This is a genomic window from Luteimicrobium subarcticum, from assembly GCF_002798015.1.
Classification (GTDB): domain Bacteria; phylum Actinomycetota; class Actinomycetes; order Actinomycetales; family Cellulomonadaceae; genus Luteimicrobium; species Luteimicrobium subarcticum.
The window spans coordinates 373598-387525 of sequence record NZ_PGTZ01000008.1; the positions used below are offsets into that span (position 1 = coordinate 373598).

Here is a 13928-nt window from a genome sequence, read left to right on the forward strand (position 1 = left end):
GCTGCCGGCACCGACGCCCGCGCCTCACGCCCCCGCAACCCCCTGCGTCCCATGACGCGCGACCCTACCCGCCCGACAGCGGTCGCCACGATGGGGAGTACTGCCCTGTGGACAGCGAGCTGCCTCAGCGCCAGCCGAGCGCCGGGGCGACGTGGGTCAGCACGGACTCGATGACGTGCGCGTTGTAGTCGACGCCGAGCTGGTTGGGCACGGTGAGCAGGAGGGTGTCGGCTGCGGCGATCGCCTCGTCGCGCCGGAGCAGCTCGACGAGGACGTCGGGCTCGTCGGCGTACGAGCGTCCGAACACGGCGCGGGTCTGGGCGTCGATGTTGCCGAACTGGTCCTCGCTGTCACCGCTCGCGAGGAAGTAGCGGCGGTCGAGGTCGTTCACGATCGGGAAGATCGACCGCGACACCGACACGCGCGGCTCGAACCCGTGGTCGTGCTGCGCCCACTCGTCGCGGAACGCCTCGATCTGCTTGCGCTGCTGGACGTGCAGCGGCTCGCCCGTCTCGTCGAACTTCAGGGTCGACGACATGAGGTTCATGCCCTGCTGAGCGGTCCAGCGTGCGGTCGCGTCCGAGCCTGCGCCCCACCAGATGCGCTCGCGCAGGCCCTCGGAGTGCGGTTCGAGGCGCAGCAGCCCGGGCGGGTTGGGGAACATCGGGCGCGGGTTCGGCTGCGCGAACTGCTTGCCGGTGAGCAGGTCGAGCGCGATCTCGGTGTGCCGGCGGGCCATCGCGCCGTCGTCCTCGTCCTCGGCGGGGGAGTACCCGAAGTACCGCCACCCGTCGATGACCTGCTCGGGCGACCCGCGCGACACGCCGAGCTGCAGCCGTCCGCCGGCGATGAGGTCGGCCGCGCCGGCGTCCTCGACGAACGCCAACGGGTTCACGTAGCGCATGTCGATGACACCGGTGCCGATCTCGATGCGGCTCGTCCTCGCCCCCGCGGCCGCGAGCAGCGGGAAGGGGGAGCCGAGCTGGCGGGCGAAGTGGTGGACGCGGAAGTACGCGCCGTCCGCCCCCAGCTCCTCGGCCGCGACCGCGAGGTCGATGCTCTGCAGCAGCGCGTCAGACGCCGTCTGCGTCTCGGACGTGGGGTGGGGCGTCCAGTGCCCGAACGACAGGAACCCGATCTTCTTGGTCACGTCCGGGCAACGCGCGGCCCGCGGCAGCCATTCCGATGCGTGTCGGCGGGTCCGGCTACCGTGCACGCATGCGTTCCTTCCGGTGGCTCGACGGCGACGAGCTCCTATCCCGCCCACTCGGGCGGGCACGAGCACCGAGGAGCACACCATGTCGGATCCTTACTACGCCCGCGACTTCCTGAACACGCCCGGCCACCACGGCGGGGCGTACGTCCTCGCGACGGTCGAGACCGACGCCGACACCGCGGGGGAGTCCCTGGTCGGACCGAGCCTCGATGCGCGCCTGACTGTGTCGGACTGCGGGCGCGTCACGACGTTGAACTTCGTCTGCTACGAGGCGGACGACATCGACAACGCCCTGCACAAGGCGCGGCTGCTGCGGCGCACCGTCGACGAGTTCGCCGCCGCGCTCGAGGAGCACGCCGTCGAGTTCCGGCGCGTGCTCGAGGAGCACGTCCCCGCTGAGTGAGCTCCTGCTGCACGCGGCGCCCGCACCTCCCGGGAGGGCTCGGGCGTCGCGCGCACCCAGGCGGCGCTAGCCCACCGGTCGTACAGGGTCGTCATCAGCCCGACGACGTAGGCGAACAGCAGCGCGTCCGCGACCGCGACACCGTTCGCGCGTCCCGGCACGAGGACGCCGAGCGCCGCCATGGCGACGAGGCTGACCGCCATGTTCGCCGCGAGCTGCCGCACCGCGGTCGCTCGCCCTGGTCGACCCCGTCGGGCGCGGTGGTCCAGGAGCGCGTACCCGACGACGGTCGCGACCACCACGACCCAGACCGCCCACCACCGCGAGTCGACCCGCGGGTACGAGCTGGCGAGGATCGTGGTGACCTGCGCGGCCAGCACCGCCTTCTCGACGATCGCCCACCGCGTCACGACCCCCGCCCGGAGGTCCGGACGAACGGCCGCGCCGCCGCATGCGCTGGGCGTCGATCCCGCGTCGAGCGTGAACGGGCGGTCTGCGTCGGGAAGCCGCGGCGACAGCCAGCGCGCGAGCAGCACCACGGCGACGACGAGTGCGACGAGGACCACGAGCACCCACGGCCGGTTCGAGAACCCGGCAGCCAGGCCGTCGTCGGGTCGACGCCGAGCACGCGGCGGGAGAACTCGTCCGTGAAGTCGAGCTGTGCGACGTGGATCCACCACTCCTGCGGCAGCTTGACGACGACCCATATCTCCGCCGCCAGCCACTGCAGCGCCGACCGCGAGAGGCGTCGCGGGTCCCACCGCGTCCGGACGACCTCGACCGCGACGACGAAGTACTCGAACGTGTTCGGGAAGGCCAGCAGGAGCCACCGGAGTCCCGTGAGCTCGAACGCGAGGACACCGACGAGCCGGCATTACCAGAGTGCGGCGGACACCCCGGCGGCGAACCGGTCCGGCCAGTTGCGCAGCACCGCGAGGTACGTGATCGCCAGGTAGTAGATGTCGAGGGCCTTGTCGTACGACTGGTAGTCCGACAGGTCGAGGTCCGTGGTGGCCTGGAAGATCGACTTGTCGACACCGTCGATGACGAGCGAGGCGAGGATCGCCGGCAGCGGGAAGCGGCCGATGAACAGCGGGACCACGAGACGCGCCCCGACGACGAGCACGAAGACGACCACGTCGACCGAAGAGGCGCCGGACATGGTCGGACCCTGGTGACGCGGCCGTCCGCGCGCCGCCGTCTCGACGCCGAGTCCCGTACGCCGGATCTCAGTCCCACCAGAGCATGAACCATTCGCCGCGGCTGGAGGCGAGCGGATCCGGCGGGCCGGGCGTCCGAGGAAGGATCTTGTCCGGGCCGCGCTCGGGGTCGAGACCGAAGTCGTCACGAGCGATCCGGAGCAGCTCTGCGCACTCGCACCAGTCGAGGTGTTGATAGAGGTCGTCGCCTACGTCGGCTGGCGGCAACTGGAACTGGCTCGGCCCGACGGAGATCCGCACCGGACGCGTTGGGCGCACGTAGACCGTCGAGAGCGCAGGATGGGTCGGCTCGTCCAAGAGCCGACCCAGCGGGCTTCGGACCCGATCGGGCTGGGCGGCGATCGCCCTGAGGATCGATCTCGTCGTCGGCCCTCCGTTCCACCGCGACTCCAGCTGGTTCTCGTCGAGTCTCGCCAGATGTTCCCGTGCGTCGTTCCGTGCCGTCGCGCGCGCGGTCTCTTCCCGTGTCGTCCCCACTGCTGCTCCTGTCGTCGACGTCACCTCCTGTCGTCGAGGTCACCGCGAGTGTGGCGTTGCTCGACAGGTGTCCGCGATATTGCGTCGGACGATGGGGATGGCGTGGGTTCCTTCGGGACTGTGGACGAGGCGTCACCGGCGTTCGACGGTGACCCTGCCAGCGCTCGATGTCGGAGGCGCACGGTGCCGAGAGTGAAGTCCGCGCCTACGGTGAGAGGGTGGACTTGGAAGATGACTCGTTCGCCAGTCTCGAAGAGGCGCTTCGTGATCGACGGGTCCCGGTCGAGAACTGGGACGTGATCCGGCGTGTGGTCACTGCGATCGGCGTCGGCTCGTACCGCCGTGCGAGCGCGGGGGTTCGCGCCGATCGGCTCGACGGCGGTCCGCACCTGATCATCGCGTACGGCTGGACGAACGGGTTCAGGACCTCCGACGAGGCTGCCACTGCATCGGGCGGGATGGCGGCTGTGTACGAGTCGAGGTCGAGACGAGGCAGCGGACGGTGGGGGATCGAGCATCCCGTGAACAAGATCCGGGCTGGTGGCGAGGAACGGTCGCGGAACGCGGAGCCAATCGACCCCGAGACATGCCCGGTCTGCCACCTGGCCTACTCAGCGACGGGAGCATGCGGCTGCGACTGACGAACCCTGGCCGGCGGCGGCGACATCGCTCGCCAACAGCGACTGGTCACGGGCCGTCGTGCCGACCGTTGACGCGGTCCCGGTGGCGATCGAGCACCGCCTGCATCGCGACGACCTGGCGGGACTCTTCGGTGAGCTCGCACGCGGCGAGCAGGCGCTGCCGTGCGGGGAGGTACTTGTCGCGCAGCATGCGTGCGGCGCGCTCCGGGTCCTCTCGGGCAAGGTCGGGGTTGCACGTGACGTTCCACGCGTTGTCGGCGAGCTTGACGTACCGACCGAGAGGGTCGGCGCAGGCGCGGGTGATGAGGTCGGCGTAGGACTCGTCGGACCGCCGCGTCACCGAGGTCACCGCGGAGACGATGTGCTCGGGGACGTCGTGCTCGGTGAGGTCCTGCGGCGTGGTCGACGTGTCCTCGATGATGTCGTGCAGCCAGCCGGCGGCTTCCGCGTCGACGCCGAACACACGCGCCGCTTCGGCGATCGGTGCGAGGTGCGCGTCGAAGTACGTGCGCCCGAGCTTGTCGACCTGGCCGTCGTGCTGCTCCGCGGCGAGCTCGCGGATGCTCTTCATCGCGCCGATACCGATGGGACGGGCCGTCCCGGCGGCAGCGTCGGTGGGTCGTCCGGTGCGCTCGGCCAGGTAGGGGAGCACCTCGGCCCAGCCGGGGAAGGTCCCGCCGCCGATCACGACGACCTCGCCGACGAACCGGTCGGCACCGTTGTGGAACGGACGGTCGTCGACCAGGTAGTCGCCGAGGTTGAGCTCCTTGTGGTGGGTCAGGATGACGCGCTTGTACAGCGGGGAGGCCTCGTCGGCGCCGAAGTGCCGGTGGATCCAGTCGACCTTGTCGTGCCAGGCGCTGGGGTTCTTCCACGGTGCCGTCGACAGCACGTACGTGTCGTACAGCTCCGCCAGCTCGGTGACCGCCTCGACCGCGCCCGGCAGCGGGTCCATGAGGGCGAAGATCCCGGGGATCTCGTCCTCGGCACCGGCATACTGCTCGAGCACTGCGGGGGACTCGACGCGGGCGAACGCCGTCGGGAAGTCGACGATCGTGTTGTCCATGTCGACGTAGAGGATCTTCTTCGTCATCGTCGCTTCCGGTCGTTGCGTTCGGTGGTCACGTGCGGTGGTCGCCGAGCGGCGTGAGCTCGTAGCCGGGCAGGGCGCGGGCATGGACCCAGCACCACAGCAGGTCCGCGGCCTCGGACACGGTCGGCACGAGGTCGCCCGATCCAGCGTCCCGCCCCGGCCCGGGCAGCGCGACCGCACGCCGGACGAAGCAGTCCGGACCTGGGACGCCGTTGACCTCCACGACGTAGCCGCCATCGACCCGCATGGTCTGCGCCCAGCGGACCGACGGCGTCTCCAGCACGCCGAACGCGCCCTGCCCGAGCGCGGCGACCAGGGACGCGAGGTGTGCGGCGTCCCGCACGAGCGTGACGCGACCCCGGCGGACCCAGCTGACCTCCAACCGCGGACGCGGCTGTGTGCGGAGCCATGCCTCGGCTTCGGCGGCGACGTCGGTGGTGAGCTCCGCGCCTGGCCCGGAGGTCGCGTCGGTGTCGAGCGAGGGTCGCGCGGTCACGGGACGTGTCAGGACGTCGAGCAGTGCGGGCATACGGGCTCCGGGTCGGCAACGAGAGATCGGACAACGAGGGATCGGAGCGGCGACGGCCGTGTCGGCACTCGGTCAGCATCCCGCCGAGAGCCGGTCGCGGTCCGGCCACGCCAGGCTGTCCGACGCGGGAGGTTCGCTCCGTCGTCGACGTTACGCCGAGCCACTGACACGCCGACCCGGGTGGTCAAGGCGACCTGATGCGGACACGATGGTCCGGACGCCGTCCGCCGCGGACGGACCGACGCCGTCGTCAGGAGGTCGCGTGCTCCGCATGGTCGAGTCGCCCTACGGGGCTCCGGCGCTCGCCGCGCTGCGGGAGGTCGTCTCCGACGTCAAGCGTGACGACCCCATGGCGTCCGTGGTCGTCGTGGCCCCGACGCACCTGGCGGGCGTCGTCGCCCGTCGCCATCTCGCGCGCCACGGGACGTCGCGACCCGGCCGCGGCGTCGCGGGCCTTGGACGTCACGACGCTCGCCCGGCTGGCCGAGGGTCACCTGGGCGAACGTCCGGTGGTTCGATCGTCCTGTGCGTGGCTGGTGCGCTGCGCTTGCCCGCCCGCCGTCGTCTGACGACGGGCCACCGGCGACGCCGTTCCGACTGGGGGTCGGTGAACTGGCCGCCGGCAGGGATCCTCGCGTGTGGTGCGTCGCTGCGGGCAGTCATCGTCAGACGTGGTCGTCGGTCGGCGTGGGTGTGTGTCCGGTCTCCGGGTCGGTGCGGGAGGTGAATATCCAGTACTCGTCCTCGTCTGTGAACACTGCCATGCACGCCTGCCGGGCGAGGTCCGAGGCGACGAATTCAGGCTGGTACCAGTCAAGCCCGAGACCGGAGATGTCGAACGCGGGGCCGAGACGGACGTGCAGCCAGGGTCCGACCGAAGTGTGCGACGTCTCGATGCTGAGCAGGAACTCATCCGCTCCGGAAATCACCTGCGACTCTCGTGCGCGAGCGAGCCACGCGCGCTGCAGATCGCGCATGTCACTGTCGTCCTCAGTCGCCCGAACTCGTACGGTGGGGACAGCCCGGCCGGAGGTGAACGCTCTCCAGACGGAGTGAGCATCTTCCGGCGACCCGACCTCGCCGAGGACGACGAGTGCAGCGCGTGTTGCGGCGGCTCTCGCCTCGAGAACGTGGTCGTTGGCCATCTGTCAGCTCCCCGCTGGGTAGTAGAAGTGGTGCTTGTCTCCCACGGCGTTGTAGGGCTCGAAGTCTTGACCCCAGCCGAAGTCGACTCCGCTTCTCGAGGCCTCCGCCGCCGTCCCGTCCACCGACAACCGGTCCAATGAGCTGGCCGCATCATCGATAGCCGACGCGACGTCCAGGTAGTCCCGGCCCCCGGCCAGCACCAGCACCGGATCACCCGGCGTCGGATCAATATCCAGACCCACCGGCGACCTAGGGACCGATAGCGGTGGATGACTGGACGCTCAGCAGGAACTCACCGGTCGACGAGAGCACACCTGTGCTGCGCGCGAAGTCGAGCCAGGCCTCCTGCAGACGGCGCATCTCGGTCCCGTCGTCGGTATCGGAGATGCGCCTGGCAGGTATCGCCGAGACGACGACGAAGGCGCTCCATACGGACCAGACGTCCTCGGGTGAGCCGTACGACCCCATCACGGTGAGTCCCGATCGCTCCGCTGATTGCTTCGTCCATGATCAGCCCCCTGCATCACATGCGTTACGGGTCTTTCGCCACGCCCGAGTTCGGGGGTGTGCCAAGAAGGGTCGGCGCGCTTGCGGCCCTCCAGGCTTCTGAGCCCGTTCGTTGGCTTCGATGGACCAGGTGACAGCTCGGGCGCGGACCACGGGTTCGAGCCTTTGGGGCGTGCGGCAGACGAGATCCGGGCCGCGAGTCCGTCTGCGGCGCTCGCTCTTCTGGGCGTCCGGGAGTACAGCACCCTCCCGATCAGATGGCCGGAAGGAAGGTCTCTTGGATGACTTCGACGGTCGACGACCAATGTGGCAAGCCTGCCCGGACGACTGTAGGACCGTCCGACCCGTAGTCGGGCGGGGTGTCCGCTATGCCAGGCACGTCGAACACGAAGAACGTAGCGCTCGCCCCCTCGCTCGCCCACTGCGCATCGGGCCACATGCCGAGGTGAAAGTGGACGAGTCCCGATGGGCGGGTTGTCCGGCTGCTGACGACGGTCCACGCTGTTGGCGGTTTGGGTGGCTGTTCGGTCTGCCACTCCGCGGAGCGCACCCCGTGGACGACGAGCATCGCGAAGTTGCCGACCTCGAACTGGAGTGCGGTTCTGAGGTCGAGAAGGATGGCGGCGATGGACGAAACCGCGTCAACGCGGGCATCGAGCACCTGGGCTTCTTGGAGAACGTCATCCTCAACGAAGGGATCCACGTCAGGATCCACGGGCGCACTGCTTCGTGAGAAGCGCTGCAGGAGGTCGTCGGCTTGTGTCATGAGAGTGGCAAATGGTTGTAGGGACTCGACTTGGCGAGTGTTTGGCCGGTTATCGGGTGCACGGACTGTCCCGCCTTGTTCATGTAGACGACGTAGCCACGCGGGTAGAGGTACCTGCCCTCCGTGACAGGGTCCATTATTCGCACGTGCGTAACTCGTGGATCGATCCCCACTGTGCCGGTAGGGATCTCGTAGACGAATCCCTTGCCGCTCCTGACCGGAACGCCCGTTGCCCCGTGCGGCAAGAACAACGGTGTCCCGTCGGGACCGGCCACCGAACTGACGGCGCACTTGCTGTTGTGGACAAGGACAGTGTGGCTGCCGGCGAGGACGTAGTAGTTGTGCTGGGAGCTCACGCATATGTTGTAGACCGTCTCGATTCGACGCTCGATGTTGACGGCGTCGAGTCGGACCGTGCCGGCTTGCAGGTCGCCCGCGGCGGTGACGAGGTGGTCGCCGGGGGTGAGGTCGCGCGCGTGGATCCAGCCGAGGCCGGCGACCATGAAGGGGTGTTCGTCGGTGGTGGTGACGACGTGCCCGGCGATGCTCAGGTGGTAGAGGGTCGTGGTGGTGCGGACGAAGGTTTCTTCGATGGTCTCGATGACGTCGAGACCCGCGGTGAGGTCGTGGGTGATGACCTTGTCACCGGGGCGCAGGGTCTCGATCGGCTTGTCACCGTCGGGGGTGCGCACGAGGGTCCCGGCGGTGAAGCAGGTCCCGAACCCGACCTTGCACGCGGCCTTCCTCCCGAAGCCATCGAGGGAGTTCTTGATCCCGCCCTTGCCCAGTCCCTTCAACCCGGCGAGTGATTCCCGTGCCCCGGTCTTCAGGGCGACCTTGGAGATCCCGGTCGCGGCCTTCGCTGCGGCACCCAGGCCGATCACGCTCAGTGCGGCGCCGGCGATCGCGATCCCGGCATCGAGCCAGGACCGTTCCCCGGTCGCCGCGAGGGCGATGTTCGCTAGAGCGCTGACTATCGCGGCCACCGCAGCCACGACCAACAACACTCCGGCGAGCGCGGTCCCGACGACGGGGATGAACGCGACCACGATCGCCAGGATCCCCGCGATGGTCGAGATGACGTCGGCGATGTCCGCGATGGCGGCGACGACCTTGGACCCCCAGTCGTCCCACCACGAGTCGTTCAGATCATCGTGTGCCGCGATGTCGGTGATCTGGGAGATGGCGTTGTCCGCAGCCCGGTCCCGGTCCGACACCGCGGTGTCGATGTCACCCTTCGCGGCGTTCACCACACCATGGGCCGCAGTGACCTGGTCACCCGCCGCATCAGCCTTGTGCTGGTAGACCGTCTTCTCGTGCGGATCCTGGGCGTCGTCCGCGAGCTGCTGCCAGCGTGACTTGGTCCCGGTCGCGTCCGCCGACTCGTCCAGGGCGGCGATCGCCTTGTTCAGTGCCGCGAGCGTGTCCGACTGGACCCGGTCGAGCACCCCCGCATACGTGACCAACGCGTTCCCTGCGGCCTCGTACCGCCCGTGCGCCTGACGGATGTCCGCGATGACGTCTTCCTTGCGGTCCATCACCGCATCCACGGCCGCCGACACCGTCCCGTCCACCGACAACCGGTCCAACGCCGACGCCGCATCATCGATCGCGGACGCGACGTCCAGGTAGTCCCGACCACCCGCCAGCACCAGCACCGGTTCACCCGGCGTCGGATCGATATCCAGACCCACCGGCGACCAGTCCACCGGACGACTCACGTGCGAACCCCCTGACAGGGACGCCCCTCGCCCCGCGGGAAGACTACCCAGACCTGCCGGCCACCGGGACGTGGATCACCGATCTGTGGATGGCTGCCGCGTCCGCGGACCGCGTTCAAGGCGATGCGATGACCCTGGGGACGTACGGTGAGCCCGTGGCCTCTCAGATCGCGTGGCTCGACGCGGACGCCGCCGATCAGGCGCGCATGCGCGAGATCATCAGGCTCTTCACGGATCGCGACAGCCGCGACGAGCTCGGGTTGGGTCAGGTCCGAGACGTCGTCTCCGAGGGGCTCTTCCCGGGGACGTCGGTGCTCTTGACCCGGGCGCGCTACCTGCTGTTCGTGCCGTGGTGCTTCCAGCTCGCTGCGGGCAAGCCCGAGCCACACGCCGCAGCGGAGAAGAACGAGCGCACGCTGATCTCGACCCGCTGAGCATCCGGTCACGACGACCTGGCAGGGTTGCGGGGCGCGGAGCCGGGCAGGCGCTCCACACGTTGCCCTCGACGATCTTCTGGGGGACTCAGCGACGCTGGGGCATCGTCGGGGATGAGCACGTCTGGAAGGGTGAGGCGTTGCGGCCGATCGCTCACGGGCGCTGGCGGGTACGAGGGACTGTGTCAGGCGTCGGGGCGGTCGAAGGGGTGCTGCTCGCGGGCGGCCATTTTGTGCTGCTGCTCCCGCGCCGGGACGTGGCATTTTCGCCAGGTTCTGAGAGGGTGACGACATGACACAGCCGTCGGCGGAGAGCCGCCTGCCGGAATCCTCGCTGACGTCCGCAGAAGCGGCACGGCCCTTCCTCGACCACCTCTACGGTGACCAGCTCTCGGTAATCGAACCCTCGCGCAGGATCTGGACGGCGGAAGTGGCCGAGGAAGTGCGGCATCGCATCGAGGACGCGCCCGACGAGGGCCCGGAGTCGACGTGGGTGAAGTTGGGCAACCAAATGGCCGGTGCCTCGCGCGAGGCGATCCTCCTGGTCGCGGAGATGACGTACCTGCGTGAGCTTCCTCTGGTGCACGAGCAGGTGCTGCCGTCAACGAAGCGTGAGCACGTCCACGACATCTTGTCCTGGAGCGAGAACCCGCCCTCGATCCCGCCGTCGATGGAGCGGGGGTTCGAGGCTCCCGGGGAGTGGCACGGCGGGATGGGGTACCTGCAGTACCTCTGGGCGCACCTCGTGTGGCTGGCGAAGTTCGTCAAGGTGTGGAGTGCCCTCACGCCGACCGAGCAGGAGGCCGCGCGTCGGGATCCGTGGGCGCTTCACGGGGTCGCGGACACGGTCAAGAGAGACATTCCGAGTATCAGGGCCTGCTTGCTCTACCTGACGTTCCCCGATATCTACTTGCCGTCGGTCAGCGCCCGGCACAAGCGACAGATCCGTGATGCCTTTGCCCACGAGATCCGCGGCGCAACGGGGAACAACGATCTTTCCGTCGACAAGGACCTGTATGAGATCCGTCAGGTGCTCGAGCGAGCGAACGGTGGAGCGATCGACTTCTACCTCGAGCCGTTTGCTGAGACTTGGAGGCATAGAAGGAAGGTTGATGAGCGAGCGTGGGCCGTTCGACAGAGGCCGGGAGGGCACGAGCTTGAAACCTGGTTGGCCGAGGGATTCGTGTCGCTTGAGGCGGCGCACCTGACGCGTCTGGGCGACGACGCCACGAAGGCCCAGGTCAGGGATGCAATCGACTCGGGTTACGAGCACGTCGACTACGTGCAACGGATCGGTCTCACCGAGGACTACTTCGCCTTCCTCACACGCATGAAGCACGACGACCTGGTCGTCGCGCGCCGCGACGACCAGGTCTGGCTCGGCCGCATCAGTGGACCGCCGGAGTACACCGATGACGAGCCGCGCCTGCGTCGCGCCGTGGAGTGGCAAGGCAACCCCGTCGACGCCGCCGCTCTCCCGCCCGCAGCGTCGAGCCTCCTGGCCACGCCGTCCCGGAACGTCATCGACCTGACCGACTCCCACGACGCGCTGGAGCAGCTTCTCGTCGACGAGGACGGGGGTGACCTTGAGGGAGCTGGCGAGCCTGCTATCGACGGCGCGCAGACTGGACCGCAGCGTCTCCGACGCGGCGACGACGCGCTCGCCCGAGCGCTCTTCACCGGGGCAGCCTGGATCGACGATTACATCGCACTGCTGGAGTCGCGGCGGCAGGTCATCGTGCACGGGCCGCCCGGGACGGGCAAGACGTTCGTGGCCCGGAAGATCGCACGGCACGTGGCAGGCGACGACCAGGTGCAGCTCGTGCAGTTCCACCCGTCGTACGCCTACGAGGACTTTTTCGAGGGGTTCCGACCGCGCGCGCAGCCGGACGGAAGCCTGACGTTCGACAAGGTCCCGGGACCGCTGCGGCGGATCGCTGCCGACGCCGCGTCCAATCCTGGCATTCCCTACGTCTTGATCATCGACGAGATCAATCGGGGGAACCTCGCGAAGGTGTTTGGGGAGCTGTACTTCCTGCTCGAGTACCGGGACGAGAACGTCACTCTGCAGTACTCGCCGGAGACGCCCTTCACGTTGCCCAAGAACCTCTTCATCATCGGGACGATGAACACCGCCGACCGGTCGATCGCGATGGTCGACGCTGCGATCCGACGTCGCTTCTCCTTCATCGAGATGCACCCGGACGTCGAGCCGGTCCGAGGCTTGCTGACGCGCTGGCTCGAAGCGACGGGTCAGGGGGACTTCCGCGCAGACCTGCTGGCGGCCCTCAACGCTGAGATCGGGGAGGAAGACCGCGAGTTCAAGATCGGTCCGTCGTACCTGATGCGGGATCAAGCAGCCACGCACGGCGGCTTGGAGCAGGTATGGCGGCACGACATCCTGCCTCTGCTCGAGGAGCACTACTACGGGCGCCTGACTCGCGCGCAGGTGATGGGGCAGTTCTCCCTGGATGCGCTCAAGCGCCGGATCACACAGTCGGAGCTGGCGACGGCAGGGTCGGACGAGGCACCCGAACCCTCGGATCTCTGATGCGCATCGAGATCTCGGAGAACGATACGAACAACCTTTCCCGAGCGATGAGCAGCGATCACGCTGCGGCGCTCGCGGCGACCGGCCTGATGGACGTGTCTCCCTCCGGCGTCGGGATGTGGCGACTCGCGACCGCCACCAATCGTGTGGGTGCGGTGCGGATAGGCGACCTCGACGTGGTCGTGCGTCCAAAGGCGACCTTCGGATCGGTGCTGTTCATGCTGGGTTACGCGCGGGACCCGGGGTTCACCGCCGACGAGGTCGACGGGCTCGACGCCGATGACGTGTGGCCTGCGGTCGCGGAGACGCTGGTGCGCCTCGCCGAACGCGCCTTAAGACAGGGAGTGCTGCAGGGCTACGTGACACGTGAGGAATCGCTCGCGGTGCTGCGCGGGCGGATGAGGGCGGCAGACCAGGTGGCACGGCGCCCCGGGATGCTGCTGCCCTTGGAGGTCACCTTCGACGAGTACGAGGTCGACATCCCCGAGAACCGGATCGTGCGCGCAGCCCTGCGGCGGATGGCGCTGGTCCCGCGGCTCGACAGACCTCTGCGGGCGCGGCTCGCTCACCTCGCAGGTCGTCTGGACGGTGCCTCCGACCTCGTACCAGGGGCGCCGCTGCCGCAATGGTCGCCGTCGCGGGCGAACAGCCGGTATCAGCCCGCGCTGCGGCTCGGGGAGCAGGTGCTCCGCTCTGTCGGACTGTCGACGACCGCAGGCGGAGCATCGGTAGCGGCCTTCGTCGTGGACATGGCCGTGGTCTTCGAGGACTTCGTCACGGTGGCCCTGCGTGAGGCGTTCGGTGTTCTCTCGCCTCTTGGCCGCACGGTGGGTCAGTTCGGTGCATGGCTCGACGAGCGGTCCCGAGTACGGGCCAGGCCCGATGTCGTCCATACCGTGCGAGGGGTGCCGAGGCTGGTGTTGGACGCGAAGTACAAGCTGGGGTACTCCGACGGTTCGTACCCCACCGCCGACGTCTACCAGCTCCACGCGTACTGCACTGCGCTGGGCCTGCTCCGGGGATACCTCGTGTACGCAGGTTCACGACGCGTGGGCGCAGCACCCGTGGAGCACCGTGTGTTGAACACAGAAATCGACGTCGTGCAGTGGCCGTTGGACGTCTCGGTGCCGCCGGCGCAACTCGTGGCACAGGTCGCGGAGCTCGCGGCGGCGAGCGTGGACGTGACCGCCGCGAGGACGCCGGCCACGGACGCCCCCGGATGAC

Annotated in this window: 14 protein-coding genes; 5 read left to right on the plus strand and 9 right to left on the minus strand. The window is 68.7% G+C overall.

Annotation, left to right across the window (positions count from 1 at the left end):
• Positions 1 to 124: 124 nt before the first annotated feature.
• A complete protein-coding gene (locus CLV34_RS10510) occupies positions 125 to 1150 on the minus strand; it encodes an LLM class flavin-dependent oxidoreductase (protein WP_245859171.1) in 1026 nt (341 codons plus the stop codon).
• A gap of 148 nt (positions 1151 to 1298) precedes the next feature.
• Here CLV34_RS10510 and CLV34_RS10515 point away from each other — a divergent pair, with 148 nt between their 5' ends.
• A complete protein-coding gene (locus CLV34_RS10515) occupies positions 1299 to 1619 on the plus strand; it encodes a hypothetical protein (RefSeq protein ID WP_100350224.1) in 321 nt (106 codons plus the stop codon).
• An 874-nt stretch (positions 1620 to 2493) separates the two neighbouring features.
• Here the strand turns inward: CLV34_RS10515 and CLV34_RS10520 are convergent.
• Both CLV34_RS10520 and CLV34_RS10525 read right to left on the minus strand, forming a co-directional pair.
• Entirely contained in the window at positions 2494 to 2781 is a 288-nt protein-coding gene (locus CLV34_RS10520) for a hypothetical protein (RefSeq protein ID WP_100350225.1), read from the minus strand.
• A 67-nt stretch (positions 2782 to 2848) separates the two neighbouring features.
• Positions 2849 to 3340 (minus strand): phosphonate C-P lyase system PhnL family protein, encoded by a 492-nt coding sequence (locus CLV34_RS10525; protein WP_157803794.1) that lies wholly within the window; start codon positions 3338 to 3340, stop codon positions 2849 to 2851.
• Positions 3341 to 3534: 194 nt separating this feature from the next.
• On the opposite strand from CLV34_RS10525, the gene CLV34_RS10530 reads away from it, so the two are divergent.
• The gene (locus CLV34_RS10530; protein WP_157803795.1) at positions 3535 to 3957 is read left to right on the plus strand and encodes a hypothetical protein; all 423 of its coding nucleotides are present in this window, start codon (positions 3535 to 3537) and stop codon (positions 3955 to 3957) included.
• A 46-nt stretch (positions 3958 to 4003) separates the two neighbouring features.
• Here CLV34_RS10530 and CLV34_RS16730 read toward each other — a convergent pair whose 3' ends face one another.
• From CLV34_RS16730 to CLV34_RS10575, 6 genes are all read right to left on the minus strand, one after another.
• Positions 4004 to 5050, minus strand: a complete 1047-nt coding sequence (locus CLV34_RS16730; RefSeq protein WP_211289413.1) for a 5' nucleotidase, NT5C type — start codon at positions 5048 to 5050, stop codon at positions 4004 to 4006.
• A 28-nt stretch (positions 5051 to 5078) separates the two neighbouring features.
• Positions 5079 to 5579, minus strand: coding sequence for a hypothetical protein (locus CLV34_RS10545; protein ID WP_100350228.1), 501 nt, complete (start codon positions 5577 to 5579; stop codon positions 5079 to 5081).
• A 665-nt stretch (positions 5580 to 6244) separates the two neighbouring features.
• The gene (locus tag CLV34_RS10555) at positions 6245 to 6556 is read right to left on the minus strand and encodes a hypothetical protein (RefSeq protein WP_100350230.1); all 312 of its coding nucleotides are present in this window, start codon (positions 6554 to 6556) and stop codon (positions 6245 to 6247) included.
• Between the two features lie 171 nt (positions 6557 to 6727).
• Positions 6728 to 6967 carry a hypothetical protein gene (locus CLV34_RS10560; protein ID WP_157803796.1) on the minus strand — a complete coding sequence of 80 codons (240 nt, stop codon included), beginning with the start codon at positions 6965 to 6967 and terminating at the stop codon, positions 6728 to 6730.
• Between the two features lie 518 nt (positions 6968 to 7485).
• Positions 7486 to 7947, minus strand: coding sequence for a hypothetical protein (locus tag CLV34_RS10570; protein WP_100350233.1), 462 nt, complete (start codon positions 7945 to 7947; stop codon positions 7486 to 7488).
• Between the two features lie 47 nt (positions 7948 to 7994).
• Positions 7995 to 9692 carry a polymorphic toxin-type HINT domain-containing protein gene (locus tag CLV34_RS10575; RefSeq protein WP_170044649.1) on the minus strand — a complete coding sequence of 566 codons (1698 nt, stop codon included), beginning with the start codon at positions 9690 to 9692 and terminating at the stop codon, positions 7995 to 7997.
• Between the two features lie 182 nt (positions 9693 to 9874).
• On the opposite strand from CLV34_RS10575, the gene CLV34_RS10580 reads away from it, so the two are divergent.
• The 3 genes from CLV34_RS10580 (at position 9875) to CLV34_RS10590 (ending at position 13927) form a co-directional block, all read left to right on the plus strand.
• The gene (locus CLV34_RS10580; RefSeq protein ID WP_157803798.1) at positions 9875 to 10153 is read left to right on the plus strand and encodes a DUF6361 family protein; all 279 of its coding nucleotides are present in this window, start codon (positions 9875 to 9877) and stop codon (positions 10151 to 10153) included.
• A gap of 292 nt (positions 10154 to 10445) precedes the next feature.
• The gene (locus tag CLV34_RS10585) at positions 10446 to 12704 is read left to right on the plus strand and encodes an McrB family protein (RefSeq protein WP_100350236.1); all 2259 of its coding nucleotides are present in this window, start codon (positions 10446 to 10448) and stop codon (positions 12702 to 12704) included.
• Entirely contained in the window at positions 12704 to 13927 is a 1224-nt protein-coding gene (locus CLV34_RS10590) for an McrC family protein (protein WP_157803799.1), read from the plus strand. The genes CLV34_RS10585 and CLV34_RS10590 overlap by 1 nt, the downstream gene beginning before the upstream one ends.
• The last annotated feature ends 1 nt before the right edge of the window (position 13928 follow it).